Below are 13,978 nucleotides of genomic sequence, written 5' to 3' on the forward strand. Positions count from 1 at the left end.
CGTGATGGACAAGGACATGGCGGGGACGGACGAGGGCCGGCGCACGGCGCCGACGCTCGTCGAGGTCGCACGACTGGCCGGGGTGTCGCGGGCGACGGCGTCACGCGCGCTCAACGGCGGGCTGCGCGTGAGCCCGGAGGCGATGGACGCCGTCCGGCGCGCCGTCGCCGAGCTCGGGTACTCGCCGAACCGGGCCGCGCGCTCCCTCGTGACCAGGCGCACGGACTCGATCGCCGTCGTCGTCCCCGAGTCCGACGACCGGGTGTTCTCCGACCCGTTCTTCGCCGTCACGCTGCGGGGCGTGACCTCGGCGCTCGCGGCGACCGACATCCAGGCCGTGCTGCTCGTGGGGCAGGGCCGGCACGACGTCGGCCGGGTCGAGCGGTACCTGCGGGGCGGGCACACCGACGGCGCGATCGTCGTCTCCCACCACCAGGCCGACACGTTGGCCGTGACCCTGCGGGAGATCGGGCTGCCGTCGGTGTACGTCGGGCGCCCGCTCGCACCCGACGCCGACGTGCCGTACGTGGACGTCGACAACGTCGCCGGGGCGCGCCTCGCCGTCGAGCACCTCATCGCCCAGGGTCGCCGCCGGATCGGTCTCATCGCCGGCCCGCAGGACATGAGCGCGGGCGTCGACCGGCTCGCCGGCTGGCGCACGGCGCTCGCGGCGGCGGGCCTCGACGCACCGGAGCCGGTCGTGGCCGACTTCACGCTGGCCGGGGGCGCCGCCGCCGCCGACCGTCTCATGGCAGCGCACCCCGAGCTCGACGCGGTGTTCGCCGCGAGCGACCGCATGGCCGCCGGCGCGCTGCCGATCATCGCCGCGCACGGCCGGAACGTGCCGGACGACGTCGCCGTCATCGGCTACGACGATCTCGAGCTCGCGTCGCAGACCCACCCGCCGCTCACCACCGTGGTGAACCCGGTCATCGACATGGCGACTCGAGCCGTGCACATGGTCCTCGACCAGATCGCCGGGCGCGACGTCGCCTCGCCGGTGCTGCTCACCACTCATCTGGTGCTGCGCCGCTCGGCTTGACGTGCTGCCGGTCCGGTCCGCGGCGGTGCGGGGATGGCCCGCTCCGCCCACCGGTTGAAACGTGCCAGTTGGCGCAAGGGGCGGTCTCATCGGCTCACACACCGCCACATGCGACAGGTCGCGGGGCAGATGTCGCCCTTGCCAGGTCTTAAACGATTTAGGTAGGGTCGCTGCCGCACGCCGTCGCGCTTCGCACGGCGGACCTCGACGCGGAGGAGAAGGCCATGCAGGTTCGGACCACACGGGTGGCGCGATGGGGCGTCCCGCTCGCAACAGCTGCACTCGCGCTCGTCGGGAGCACCTCGGCCGCCGCAGCACCGACCACCACGGAGCGCGGCGACGGCGGCGTCGAGATCACGGGCCACCGCGGCAGCGGCGGACTCAGCCCCGAGAACACAGTGCCTTCGTTCCTCATGGGCCGCGTGCAGGGCTCCGACTGGATCGAGATCGACGTCCAGCTGAGCGCCGACGACGTCCCGTTCCTGTTCCACGACGCCACGCCGGCACGGACCACCGACGTCGAGGACGTCTTCCCCGACCGCGCCACCGACCCGATCACCTCGTTCACCTGGGACGAGCTGCGCCGTCTCGACGCCGGGTCGTACTTCGACGACCTGTACACCGGCACGCGGATACCCGGCCTGCGCGACGCGGCCTGGATCGCCGGCGGCAGCTCCGGCATCAACATCGAGCTCAAGTCGCCCGAGAACTCCCCCGGCGTCGAGCAGGTGCTCGCCGACGCCCTCGCCACCGACCCGCTCTGGCAGCGCCTCGTCGACCGAGGCCTCGTGGTCGTCAGTTCCTTCGACGAGACCTCGCTGCGCGCGTTCCACGAGCTCGCTCCGGCGGTCCCGGTGCTGCAGGTCGGTGCTGTGCCCGACGACGCCACCCTCGCGGAGTGGGCGACCTGGGCGGACGGCGTCGTCACGAACTACCGGCTGCTCGCGGACGCCGACGTGGCGCGTGTCCAGGGCTTCGGGCTCGACCTCAACGTGTACACGGTGAACGCGCCCGACGCGATGCAGCGCATGATCGACCTGGGCGTCGACGGCATCATCACCGACTTCCCGGGGACCCTGGCCCGCCTCGAGGCCGGACGCGACCCGCTGCCCCTGGCGAACGGCATCGAGGTCGCCGAGGTCAACGCGAACGTGCCGGGCGACGACCTGCAGCCGGAGACCGGCGAGCACGTGGTGCTCACGAACACGACCGACGCGCCCGTCGACGTCTCGGGATGGACGCTCCAGGACGCCGTCATCAACCGGCTCGCGATCGGCGAGGGCTACGTCATCCCGCCGGGAGGCACGCTGCGCGTCTACACGGCCTCGGGCACGAACGCGCCCGACGCCTACTACAACGGCGGCACGCGCACCGTCCTCAACAACGACGGCGACTCGATCGCCGTCATCGCCGGGACCCCCGACGCCACCCGAGTGCCCGTGAACCTCCTGCTGCGGGACCTGTATGCGTACTGAGGCCTCGACCCTCCGGCGGGGACCCGCCCTGCGGCGGGGGCGGACGCAGGCGTACCACGGACTCGTGCCCGGGCCCGGTGAGCCGCACCTCGCACGCCGGGACCTGCTGCCCGCCGCGGAGGGCCGTCTCTCGGAGAACGCGAGGTCGGGGTCGCCCCGGAGCGTGGCCTACCTCGCCCACCTGACGGACGTCCAGCTGCTCGACGTGCAGTCGCCGTCCCGGCTCGAGGCGGTGCACCGGTTCGGCTGCCGAGCGGACACCCGGCTCCTCCTGCCCATGCAGCGGCCGCAGGAGGTGCTCGCCGCGCATGCGACCGAGGCGCTGGTCCGCGCGATCAACGCCGCCGGCCGGAGCCCGCTCACCGGCGCCGAGCTGCAGCTCGCGTTCACGACCGGCGACAACGTCGACAACATGCAGCTCAACGAGGTCCGCGCTTTCCTGCGGCTCATGAGCGGCGGCGAGGTCCGCATGGACTCCGGCGGCCCGGCGTACGAGGGGGTGCAGGACGGCCGCTTCGAGTGGGCGTGGGCGCCGGACGACCCGGCCAACGACTGGGGCCGAGCGCACGGCTACCCGACCGTCCCCGGGCTCGTGGCCGCGGGCCTGCGCCCGTTCCGGGCGACCGGGCTCTCCGTGCCGTGGCTGTCGTGCTTCGGGAACCACGACGGTCTGGTGCAGGGCCGCGTGCCGAACTCCGAGGAACTCACGGCGATCTCGGTCGGGAACCGGAAGGTCATCGACGTCGAGGAGCCGTTCGGCGACTTCTTCGCAGCGCCGGCGAGCTTCTTCGCCGGGCGCGCGGAGCGCGTGACCGCCGACGCGGACCGGCGCGGCGTTCCCCGCGCCGAGTTCGTCGGGGCGCACGCCGCGGCCGTCGACGGCGCGCACAGCCACGGCTTCACCGAGCGGAACGTCGCGGACGGCACCGCGTACTACGCCTACGACGGCATCCCCGGGCTGCGCATCGTCACGCTCGACACGACGAACCCCGCCGGCGGCTTCGAGGGCTCGATCGACTCCCGGCAGCTCGCCTGGCTGCGCGAGGCGCTGGAGGAGGTGCACGACGCCGCCGGCCGCGCCGAGCGCCTCGTCGTCGTCACCTCGCACCACCCGCGCACGTCCATGACGAACGACCTGGCGGTGCCCGCCGGACAGCCCGACGCCGGCCGGCGCGTCCTGGGCGAGGAGGTGGCGGCCCTCCTCCACCGCTACCCCGGCGTCGTCGCCTGGGTCACCGGACACGTGCACGTGCATCGGGTGCGGCCCTGCCACCCGCCCGCCGGGGCGCCCGGGAACGGGTTCTGGGAGATCACCACGGCGTCGGTGATGGAGTGGCCGTCCCAGGTGCGGCTGCTCGAGATCGTCGACGACGGCGCCGGCTCCCTCGCGGTCGTCTCGACGGTGCTCGACCACGACGCCGCCGCGCGACCCGACGGGCTCGCCTCCCCGCTCGAGCTCGCGGCCTGGCACCGGGAGCTCGCGGCGAACGACCCCGGCTCCGTCGGCGGCTTCGACGCCGAGGGCGCCGCCGACGACCGGAACGTCGAGCTGTGGCTGCCCGACCCGCGCTGACGACCCCGCGCTCAGCGCGCCGGCGGCGCCGTGGACCCTCGCGCGACCAGCTCGACGGGCTCGACGTGGTCGCCGAGCGACGGCCCGTCGGCCAGTCGTTCGAAGACGGCGGCGCCGAGCGCATGCCGATCCAGACGCAGCGTCGTGAGAGGCGGGTCGAGGAGCTCCGACGTCGTGAGGTCGTCGTGGCCGACGACGGACAGCTCCGCGCCGATCCGCACGTTCCGTGCGCGCGCCGCGCGGTAGACGGCGTGCGCGGTGAAGTCGGAGTTCGTGACGATCGCCGTCGGGGGGCGATCGCTCGCGAGCAGCTCCGCGGTCCGGGTCTCGACGCCGTCGATGCTCAGCGCCACCTCGACGGCGTCAGGCCGCACGCCGATCTCTGCGCAGCGGGCGAAGAACGCCTCCACGCGGTCGGTGTCGGCGACGACGCCGGCCGGCGCGGTGAGGAACGTGATCTCCCGGTGGCCGAGGCCCGCGAGGTGGTCGACGGCCTGGCGCACCGCGGAGACGTTGTCCGGCGTGACCCGGCTGACGGCGGGATCGGGCTCGGTGACGGCGTTGAGCACCACGGTCGTCGCCGCGGGGCTCAGCGCCCGCCAGGTACGGACGGCCTCCCCGGTCCCGACCGGGGCGATGGCCAGGCCCGAGACGCGGCGCGCGGCGAGGTGCTCGAGGTGCTCGTGCTCCCGCTCCGCGGAGTAGTCGGAGTCGACGGCGAGGATCGTCGCCCCGCGCGCCGTCGCGGCGGCCTGGGCACCCCGGATGATCTCGAGGAACAGCGGGTTGCGCATGTTCCGGATCATGAGTCCGAACGTGTCGGTGGACCCCGTGCGCAAGGCGCGAGCCACCGGGTCGGCCCGGTAGCCCAACCGGCTGGCCACCTCGAGGATGCGCTCCTTGGTGGCGGCTGCGACGCCGTCCCGGTCGTTGAGCGCGAAGCTGGCGAGCGCCGTCGAGACTCCCGCCTCGCGCGCCACGTCGCGGATGCTCGGCCGATCTCCCACTCGTCTGCTCCTGTCGGTCGCGTCGTTGACGATCTTAATCGATTTAGTCTACGTTGGCCCCAGTCCGCGGCGGCGCGTCGCGGCCGGGCAGAAGTACATCGGAGTACACCCACGGAGGCCAGATGTCCGACGTCGAGCTGAGGGCCGTCGTCAAGACGTTCCCCGACCCGGGCGCCGGGGAGACGACAGTCCTGCACGGGATCGACATCCGTGCCGGGAGCGGCCAGTTCGTCGTCCTGCTCGGCCCCTCGGGCTGCGGCAAGTCGACGTCGCTCCGGATCGTCGCCGGGCTGGAGTCCGCCACGAGCGGCGACGTGCTCATCGAAGGCGTCCGCGTGAACGAGGTCCCCGCCGCCAAGCGTCACATCGCCATGGTGTTCCAGAACTACGCGCTGTACCCGCACCTCACCGTGCTCGAGAACATCGTGTTCGGGCTGCGCGTGCGCAAGGTGCCGAAGGCGGAGCGGGAGGCGAAGGCGCGCGACGCCGCCGAGCGCGTCGGGCTCGAGGCCTACCTCAAGCGGCGGCCCAGCCAGCTGTCCGGCGGGCAGCGGCAGCGGACCGCTCTCGCCCGCGCGCTCGTGAGCGACGCGAAGGTCGTGCTCATGGACGAGCCGCTGTCGAACCTCGACGCCCGGCTGCGCCACCAGATGCGCGTCGAGCTGCGCGAGCTCCAGCGCAGCCTCGGCCTCACCGTGCTCTACGTGACCCATGACCAGGTCGAGGCCATGACGATGGCCGACCATGTCGTCGTCATGCGCGACGGGAACGTGGCGCAGGCGGCCTCTCCGGTCGACCTGTACACGGACCCGGCGGACGCCGGGGTGGCGGCCTTCATCGGTTCGCCGCCGATGAACCTGCTGCCCGGCCGGCTCGACGAGGCCGGGCTCCGGCTCGCCGGCGACGGCGCCGGGCTGCCGATCCCCACCGCCGTCGCCACCCACGGCCTCGCCGACGGCCGCCTCACCGTCGGTGTGCGGCCCGAGTCGCTCGCCCTGACCGACGACGCCGCGGCACCGCTCGCCGGCACCGTCCGCCTCAGCGAGATCCTCGGCGCCGAGACGCTGCTCACCGTCGACCTCGCGCCGGGCGAGCAGGTCGTGGCCCGGCTGCCCGGGATCGTCCGGGTGGCCGACGGCGCTCACGTGCGGCTCGCCGTCGCGCACGACGACGTCCGGTACTTCGACCACACCAGCGGGCGCCGGCTCGCCGGGGCCGACGACGACCCCGCACCCCTCGAGAGAACAGGAAACGCGCGATGAGAACGACACGACGACACGCCGCCATCGTGCTCGCCGCCTCGGCGGCCGGCGCGCTCGCACTCAGCGCCTGCTCCGGCGGCGGTGAAGACGGCGGCGGGGGCGACGGTCCGGTGGACCTCACGATGTACTACCCGATCGCCGTCGGCGGCCCGCTGCAGGAGGTCGTGGACGACCTCGTCGCGCAGTGCGAGACCGAGCTCGGCGACGTCTCGGTCGAGGCCGTCTACGCAGGGTCCTACGCCGACACGATGACGAAGGCGCAGACGGCGTCCCGCTCGGGCGACGGACCCGATCTGGCCGTCCTGCTGACGACCGACCTGTACACGCTGACGGACAACGACCTCATCCTGCCGCTGGACGAGCTGGACGACGACCTCTCCTGGACCGAGGAGCAGTTCTTCCCCGGGTTCCTCGCCGGCGGGCAGGCCGAGGGGCAGCTGTGGAGCCTGCCGTTCCAGCGGTCGACGATCGTCCAGTACTACAACAAGGAGCTCTTCGAGCAGGCGGGGCTCGACCCGGAGGCACCGCCGACCACGTGGGAGGAGCTCGCCACCACGGCCGCGGCGCTCCAGGAGGCCGGCGTCGCCGAGTACGGCATCGAGATCCCGTCGACGCAGTTCGGGAACTGGATGCTGCAGGCCATGGCGATCCAGAGCGGCGTCGAGGACACCGCCGGCGTCGACGGGATGGTCGAGTACCTGGGCGACGACGGCACCATCGAGGCGATGGACTGGTGGCTCGACCTCACCGAGTCCGGAGTCATGCCGAGCGGCACCACGGAGTGGGCCTCCACCCCGGAGGACTTCCTCCAGGGGCGCACGGCGATGATGTGGCACACGACGGGCAACCTCACGAACGTGCGCACGAACGCATCGTTCGAGTTCGGGGTGAGCATGCTGCCGGCGAACACCGAGCCGGGCTCCCCGACCGGCGGCGGCAACCTGTACGTCTTCGACACGGGCGACGACGCGCGCCAGCAGGCTGCGTACGAGTTCTCCCGGTGCCTCACCGAGCCCGAGCGAGCGGCCCAGTGGAGCATGGACTCCGGCTACGTCGCCACCGGCCCCGCCGCCTGGGAGACCGACACCATGGCGACCTACGCGGAGGAGTTCCCGCAGGCGACGGTGGCGCGGGACCAGCTCGAGGTCGCTCAGGGCGAGACGACGTCGCACGAGAACCAGCGCGTCGCTCAGGCGATCAACGACGCCATCGCCGCCGTCCTGACCGGCTCCGGGGACGCCGACTCCGTGTTCACCGGGCTGCAGGAGGAGATCGACCAGATCCTCGCGCCGTACGCCCAGTAGGCCCCGGTGGGGGCGGCGCCGAGGGCGGCGCCTGCCCCCACCACCACCTCGTCCAAGGAGCTGCCGGTGGCCCAGGTCATCGACGTCGTCGCCGAGGCGACCCACGGCGTGCCCCGTCGCGAGCGCACCGCCCGGGCGCGCGACACGGCGTTCGCGTGGGCGCTGCTCGCGCCCGCGTTCCTCGTGCTCGTCGCGTTCACGCACTACCCCGTGATCTCCTCGGTGCTCGCCAGCACCGAGGAGCGCGGCGGGGACCGCGGGTTCGCGAACTACGAGCGGATGATCAACGACCCCGTGTTCTGGAAGGTCGTGGTCAACAACATCTGGTTCGCGCTGGGCACGGTCCCGACGTCGATGGCGCTCGCGATCCTCATGGCCGTCTGGGTGAACGGGAAGCTGAAGGGGCGTGGCTTCGTCCGCCTCGCGTACTTCACCCCCACGATCCTGCCGATGGTCGCCGTCGCCAGCATCTGGCTCTTCTTCTACTCCCCCGGCATCGGACCGATCGACCAGCTGCTCACCTGGGTGGGCCTGCCGACCCGCAACTGGCTCGGGGACCCGTCGACGGCGATGCCCGCGCTGATGGTCATGATGATCTGGAAGCTGGCGGGCTTCTTCATGATCTTCTACCTGGCCGGGCTGCAGAGCCTCTCCCCCGAGCTCGAGGAGGCGTCGACCCTCGAGGGCGCGTCGCGGTGGTACCACTTCCGGCGTGTGACGTTCCCGCTGCTCGCCCCGACCACGCTGTTCGTGTTCGTCGTGGCCGTGACGGACGCGTTCAAGATCATCGACCACCTGTTCATCATGACGAGCGGCGGCCCCAACAACGCCACCAACCTGCTGCTCTACTACATCTACGACACCGCGTTCACGTTCTTCGACCCTGGCTACGCCGGAGCGCTCACGCTGGCGCTCGTGGTGATCCTCGGCGTCGTCGCCGTCGTGCAGTTCGGCGTCCTCGAGCGGCGGGTGCACTACCGATGACGACGGCGACCTCCCCCTTCGCGCGCGGCCTCGAGACGGTCGGGGCGTGGCTCCTCGGCCTGCTCTGGCTCTTCCCGCTCGTGTACGCGCTGTGGGCGTCGGTGCACCACCGCGACGCGGCCACCAGGCTGGACCTGACGGCGCCGCTGACGTTCGACAACTTCGTCACCGTGTGGAACGGGGCACCGTTCGACAGGTACTACCTCAACACGATCCTGCTGGTGTGCGGCATCCTCGCGGGGCAGCTGGTGCTGGGGACGCTCGCGGCGTACGCGTTCGCCCGGTTCGACTTCGCGGGCAAGAACATCGCGTTCGCGCTGGTGCTCGTGCAGCTCATGATCACGCCGGACATCCTCATCTCCGAGAACTATTCGACGATGGCCCGGCTGGAGCTCGTGGACACGATCCCGGCGATCGGACTTCCGTACATCGCCAGCGCCTTCGGCATCTTCCTGCTCCGGCAGACGTTCAAGTCCATGCCGATCGAGCTGGACGAGGCGGCCGAGATCGAGGGGTGCTCGCGGCTGGGCCGTCTGTGGCGGGTGTACGTGCCGTTGGCGAAGCCGACGTTGGTCGCGTACGGTCTCGTCTCCGTGAGCACGCACTGGAACAACTTCCTGTGGCCGCTCGTCATCACGAACAGTGTCGAGGCTCGGCCGCTCACGGTCGGACTCTCGATCTACAACGGCACCGAGTCCGGGATCGACTGGACCCTCATGTCGGCCGCCACCGTGATCGTCGTCGCGCCCCTCCTCGTCGCCTTCCTCCTCTTCCAGCGGCAGTTCGTCCAGAGCTTCATGCGGGCCGGCATCCGGTGAGCGCGGCGGCAGCGGAGGCGCCCGGTGGGGCGGCCTCCGGAGGGATGGTCCGCGCCGTCGTGTGCGACCTCGACGGCACCGTGTACCTCGGCGGTACCCCGATCCCCGGCTCGCCGGAGGCGATCGCCCGGCTGCGCGAGGGCGGGGTACGGGTGCTGTTCGTGTCGAACAACCCGACCCGGACCGCGTCCGACTACGCCGACCGGCTCAGCGGCATGAGCATCCCGACGCGCCCGGACGACGTGCTCACGAGCGGGGGCGTCACCGCGCGGTGGCTCGCCGCGGAGCACCCCGACGCGAGGGTCTACGTGATCGGCGAGCAGAGCCTGGTGGGCGAGCTCCTCGCGGCCGGGGTCCGCCTCGCCTCCGACGACGACGCCCCGGACGCCGACATCGTGCTCGCGGCGTTCGACAGGACCTTCACGTACACCAAGTGGGAACGGGCCCACCAGGCGCTCCTGCGGGGGGCGCTGTTCGTCGCGACGAACCCGGACGCCGCGTGCCCGGTCGACGGCGGCGGCACGATCCCGGACTGTGCGGGCGTCACGGCCGGCCTGACCGCGACGACGGGACGCGCGCTCGACGTCGTCGTCGGCAAGCCGTCGGCGATCATGGCGGCGGCGATCCTCGGCGTCACCGGCACCCGGGCCTCCGAGACCCTCGCGGTCGGCGACCGGGTGGCGACCGACGTCGAGCTCGCGACGGCCAACGGCTTCGCGGGTGCGCTCGTGCTCAGCGGCGTGACGACGGCGGAGCAGGCGGCCGCGCTGCCGGACGACGTGGCGGTGCTCGGCTCGCTCGCCGACCTGCCGGCGCACCTCGGGCTGGCTCAGGCGGCGGTGTGATCCGGCGGATCGTCGTCGGCGCGCGGGTTCGGACCGAAGCGGCTCCGATCCGCCTGGCGGTGGCCACCGCGCCCTGAGTCGCGCAGGATCGCCCCACAGCGCGGCTCAGGACGCGCTCGGCCGGGCGAACCGCGACTCAGGGCGTGCTCGAATGCCCCGGGCGTTCGAGCCGCGCGGGCCACGCACACGAACGCGGTCCTGCCGACGGCGGCTCAGCGACCGGGCTCGAGGTGCCCGAAGCGGTGCCGCGTGCGGCTCACCGCCTGCTCGCGCAGCACGGCGAGCAGCTCCCGCCGGCCCGTCAGGAGGACCGGGCCGTCCAGGATCGTGGCGTCGGCCTCCGCGGCGGCGGCGTGCAGCGCGGGCGCCGCCGGACCGAGGACCCGGACGCGACCCGTGACCTCCCCGGCCGCGACCCGCGCGGCGAACGCGGCGTCGTCCTCGACGACGACGTCCCGCACCGCCCGCGACGCACCGCGCGACGCGGCGTCGTCGGCCGCGCTCATGACCACCGGCACGCGGACGGCACCCGCCGCCTCGCACACGCGGCGCACGTCCCGGCCGCTCGCGCCCGCCGGAGCGCGCACGGTGAGGCCGGGAACGGGCCGGAACCGGAGCAGGTTCTCCTCGGCGCGCAGGCCCGTGGCGTCGCGCGCGGCGAGCTCGTCCGCGAGCACCGCGGCGTCGGAGGCACGCGCGGCGACGAGCCACGCGTCGTCGGCGAGCGGCCCGCCGTGCTCCGCCGGATCGGCCTCCCAGCGACCGAGCTGCGCCACGTAGTGCGGCCCGCCGGCCTTGGCGCCGGGGCCGACGGCGGAGTCCTTCCACCCGCCGAACGGCTGACGCTGCACGATCGCGCCGGTGATGTGGCGGTTGACGTACGCGTTCCCGACCTCGACGGCGTCGAGCCACTGCTCGATCTCGCCGTCGTCGAGGCTGTGGATCCCGCCGGTCAGCCCGAACCGCACCTGGTTCTGCCACGCGATCGCCTGCTCGAGCGAGGAGGCGCGCATGATCCCGAGCACCGGACCGAAGCACTCGGTGAGGTGGAAGAACGAGCCCGGGGCGACGCCGTCGCGCACGCCCGGACGCCACAGGCGGCCGGTCCAGGGCGCGTCGGCGTCGAGCTCCGCCGGCTCCACCAGCCACGTCTCCCCCGGCTCGAGCGCGGTGAGTGCCCGCAGGAGCTTGCCCTCGGGCGGCTCGATGACCGGGCCCATGCCGGTGCCGGGGTCGGTCGGCGCGCCGACCCGCAGCGAGCGCACGGCGTCGACGAGCTGAGCGCGGAACCGTGCGGAGGAGCCCACGGAACCGACGAGGATGAGCAGGCTCGCGGCTGAGCACTTCTGCCCGGCGTGCCCGAACGCGGAGCGGACGACGTCGGCGACGGCGAGGTCATAGTCGGCGCTCGGTGTCACGATCAGCGAGTTCTTCCCGCTGGTCTCCGCGAACAGGCGGGGCCCGCCCGGGTGCGCCGAGCGCCAGCCGGCGAACATGCGGGCCGTCTCGATCGCACCCGTGAGGATCACCTGGTCGACGCCGCCGTGCCCGACGAGGTGGCGTCCGACGCCGCCCTCGTCGGTCCGGACGACCTGCACGAGGTCGGCGGGGTGACCGTGCGCGGTCAGCGCCTCGCGGACGGCGTCGGCGGCGATCTCGAGGCAGCGCGGCACGGCGTGCGCGGGCTTCGCGACGACGGCGCTGCCCGCCGCGAGCGCGGCGAGCACGCCGCCGGCCGGGATCGCCACCGGGAAGTTCCACGGGGGCGTGACGAGCGTGACCGCCACGGGCACGTACCGGATCGGCTCGCCGTCGGCCGCCGACGCCGCGGCCGTGGCGTCCAGCGCGCGGGCCGACGCCGCGTAGTACCGCGCGAAGTCCACGGCCTCGGAGACCTCGGGGTCGGCCTCGGCCACGGTCTTGCCGCCCTCGTGCGCCATCGACGTCACGAGGTCGCCGCGGCGTCGTTCGAGCGCGTCGGCGGCGGCCTCCAGCACGGCTGCCCGCTCCGGGGCCGGCACCGCTCCCCAGGCGGCGCCGAGCGCACCGGCCCTCTCGACGACGGCGTCGACGTCGGCCGTCGTGTGCAGCACCGGCGACGACGGCGCGCCGGGATCCGCGCCCAGCGCCCCGAGCGCCCACGCCCGCACGTCGTCGAGCGCCGGATCGGAGTCGACGGCGTTCCTGAACGCGGCACCGGAGGCGTGAGCGGCGCGCTCGGCCGTGCGGCGCGCATCGTGGGAGATGCGCGGAGCGGCCCCCACGCTCGCCCGGAAGCGGGCCTCCTGCTCCGGCATCGCGCCACCGGCGTCGTCGTGCGGCGCGAACAGGGCGTGGAGGAAGTTCTCGGGCGCCGCGTTCTCCTCGAGCCGGCGCACGAGGTAGGAGACGGCGACGTCGAAGTGCTCCGGTGCGACGACGGGTGTGTACAGCAGCACGGAGCCCACGTCGGCCTTGACGGCGCGCGCCTGGGCGGGCGCCATGCCCTGCAGCATCTCGACGTCGAGCGCCTCGCTCACGCCGCGCCGGGTGGCGAGCAGGTGGGCGAGCGCGACGTCGTACAGGTTGTGGCTCGCGACGCCGAGCCTCACGGCGTCCGCGACCTCGGGGCGCAGGCCGGCGTCGAGCAGGTGGACGCAGTTCGCGTCGACGTCCTCCTTCGTGAGGTACGGCGCCTGCTCCCACCCGTGCAGCTCGGCCTCGACGCGCTCCATCGCGAGGTTCGCGCCCTTGACGAGGCGGACCTTGATGCGGGCACCGCCGGCAGCTCGTCGAGCCCGCGCGAACGCCACGAGCCGCTCGAACGCCGGCGCCGAGTCCGGCAGGTAGGCCTGGAGCACGATGCCCGCCTCGAGCCCCTGGAACTCGGGCTCGGCCAGCAGCGTCGTGAACACGTCGACGGTGAGGTCGAGGTCGCGGTACTCCTCCATGTCGAGGTTGACGAATGCTGCCGGCGAGCGGCGCGCGGCGGCCCGGTACAGCGGCCGCAGCCGCTCGAGCACTCGGGCCACGGTCCCCGCCGTGTCCCACGTGCTGATCTGCGACACGAGGGAGGAGACCTTGATCGAGACGTAGTCGACGTCGTCGCGCATCAGCAGCGACCGGGTGCGCTCGGTGCGCGACGCCGCCTCCGCCTCGCCGAGCACGGCCTCGCCCAGCAGGTTGATGTTGAGCCGGAACCCGGCCGCCGTCGACGCCGCCAGGTGACGGGACAGCGGTCGGTCCCGCGCGTCGACCACCAGGTGCCCGACGAGCTGGCGCAGCCGTCGTCGGGCGAGCGGGACGACGACGCCCGGTGCGACGGCGGCCACGCGGGTCCCGAGCCCGAGCAGGAGCCGGTCTGCCGCGGAGAGGAACGCGCCGGCGGCGGACGACGACAGCTGCGCGAGCTCGCGCGCCGCGACCCGGACGTCCTCGGGCCGGGCGACCCGGTCCACGAAGCGGACCGCGAGGTCGAGTCCCGCCGGGTTCGCGACGAGGTGGGCGAGGCGGGCGCTCGTGGCGGCCTCGCTCCGCGTGGCTCCCGACGCCGTCCGCTCCGCCCACCGGTGGGCCAGCTCGACGGCCTCGTCGGCGAGGTCCGCGGGGGCGACGGCGGCGGGTGCGTCGGCGTCGGGTGCGGGTGCGACGGCGTCGCTCGGGGCGGGGTCGGCCATGGCACCAGTGTT

General features: G+C 73.4%; 10 protein-coding genes. 8 read left to right on the forward strand and 2 right to left on the reverse strand.

What is annotated here, in order from left to right:
• Positions 1-4: 4 nt before the first annotated feature.
• From BCAV_RS14320 to BCAV_RS14330, 3 genes are all read left to right on the forward strand, one after another.
• A complete protein-coding gene (locus BCAV_RS14320) occupies positions 5-1,042 on the forward strand; it encodes a LacI family DNA-binding transcriptional regulator (RefSeq protein WP_015883326.1) in 1,038 nt (345 codons plus the stop codon).
• Between the two features lie 224 nt (positions 1,043-1,266).
• Positions 1,267-2,517, forward strand: a complete 1,251-nt coding sequence (locus BCAV_RS14325; RefSeq protein ID WP_015883327.1) for a glycerophosphodiester phosphodiesterase family protein — start codon at positions 1,267-1,269, stop codon at positions 2,515-2,517.
• Between the two features lie 64 nt (positions 2,518-2,581).
• Positions 2,582-4,090 carry a TIGR03767 family metallophosphoesterase gene (locus BCAV_RS14330; protein WP_050761742.1) on the forward strand — a complete coding sequence of 503 codons (1,509 nt, stop codon included), beginning with the start codon at positions 2,582-2,584 and terminating at the stop codon, positions 4,088-4,090.
• Between the two features lie 11 nt (positions 4,091-4,101).
• Here the strand turns inward: BCAV_RS14330 and BCAV_RS14335 are convergent, their stop codons facing one another.
• Entirely contained in the window at positions 4,102-5,097 is a 996-nt protein-coding gene (locus BCAV_RS14335) for a LacI family DNA-binding transcriptional regulator (RefSeq protein WP_015883329.1), read from the reverse strand.
• 122 nt (positions 5,098-5,219) lie between these two features.
• On the opposite strand from BCAV_RS14335, the gene BCAV_RS14340 reads away from it, so the two are divergent.
• The 5 genes from BCAV_RS14340 to BCAV_RS14360 all read left to right on the forward strand — a co-directional run bounded on the left by BCAV_RS14340 (position 5,220) and on the right by BCAV_RS14360 (position 10,310).
• Complete coding sequence (locus BCAV_RS14340; protein ID WP_015883330.1) at positions 5,220-6,359, forward strand: ABC transporter ATP-binding protein; 1,140 nt, start codon at positions 5,220-5,222, stop codon at positions 6,357-6,359.
• On the forward strand, positions 6,356-7,663 hold the full coding sequence (locus tag BCAV_RS14345; protein WP_015883331.1) for an ABC transporter substrate-binding protein: 1,308 nt from the start codon (positions 6,356-6,358) through the stop codon (positions 7,661-7,663). The genes BCAV_RS14340 and BCAV_RS14345 overlap by 4 nt, the downstream gene beginning before the upstream one ends.
• Before the next feature lie 66 nt (positions 7,664-7,729).
• Positions 7,730-8,647, forward strand: a complete 918-nt coding sequence (locus BCAV_RS14350; RefSeq protein ID WP_015883332.1) for a carbohydrate ABC transporter permease — start codon at positions 7,730-7,732, stop codon at positions 8,645-8,647.
• Positions 8,644-9,465, forward strand: coding sequence for a carbohydrate ABC transporter permease (locus BCAV_RS14355; RefSeq protein ID WP_015883333.1), 822 nt, complete (start codon positions 8,644-8,646; stop codon positions 9,463-9,465). Before BCAV_RS14350 ends, BCAV_RS14355 begins: the two co-directional genes overlap by 4 nt.
• Positions 9,462-10,310, forward strand: a complete 849-nt coding sequence (locus BCAV_RS14360) for an HAD-IIA family hydrolase (RefSeq protein ID WP_222836644.1) — start codon at positions 9,462-9,464, stop codon at positions 10,308-10,310. Before BCAV_RS14355 ends, BCAV_RS14360 begins: the two co-directional genes overlap by 4 nt.
• A 212-nt stretch (positions 10,311-10,522) precedes the next feature.
• Here BCAV_RS14360 and BCAV_RS14365 read toward each other — a convergent pair whose 3' ends face one another.
• On the reverse strand, positions 10,523-13,966 hold the full coding sequence (locus BCAV_RS14365; protein ID WP_015883335.1) for a bifunctional proline dehydrogenase/L-glutamate gamma-semialdehyde dehydrogenase: 3,444 nt from the start codon (positions 13,964-13,966) through the stop codon (positions 10,523-10,525).
• Positions 13,967-13,978: the final 12 nt, after the last annotated feature.

Source organism: Beutenbergia cavernae DSM 12333 (assembly GCF_000023105.1).
In the GTDB taxonomy this organism is placed as follows: Bacteria; Actinomycetota; Actinomycetes; order Actinomycetales; family Beutenbergiaceae; genus Beutenbergia; species Beutenbergia cavernae.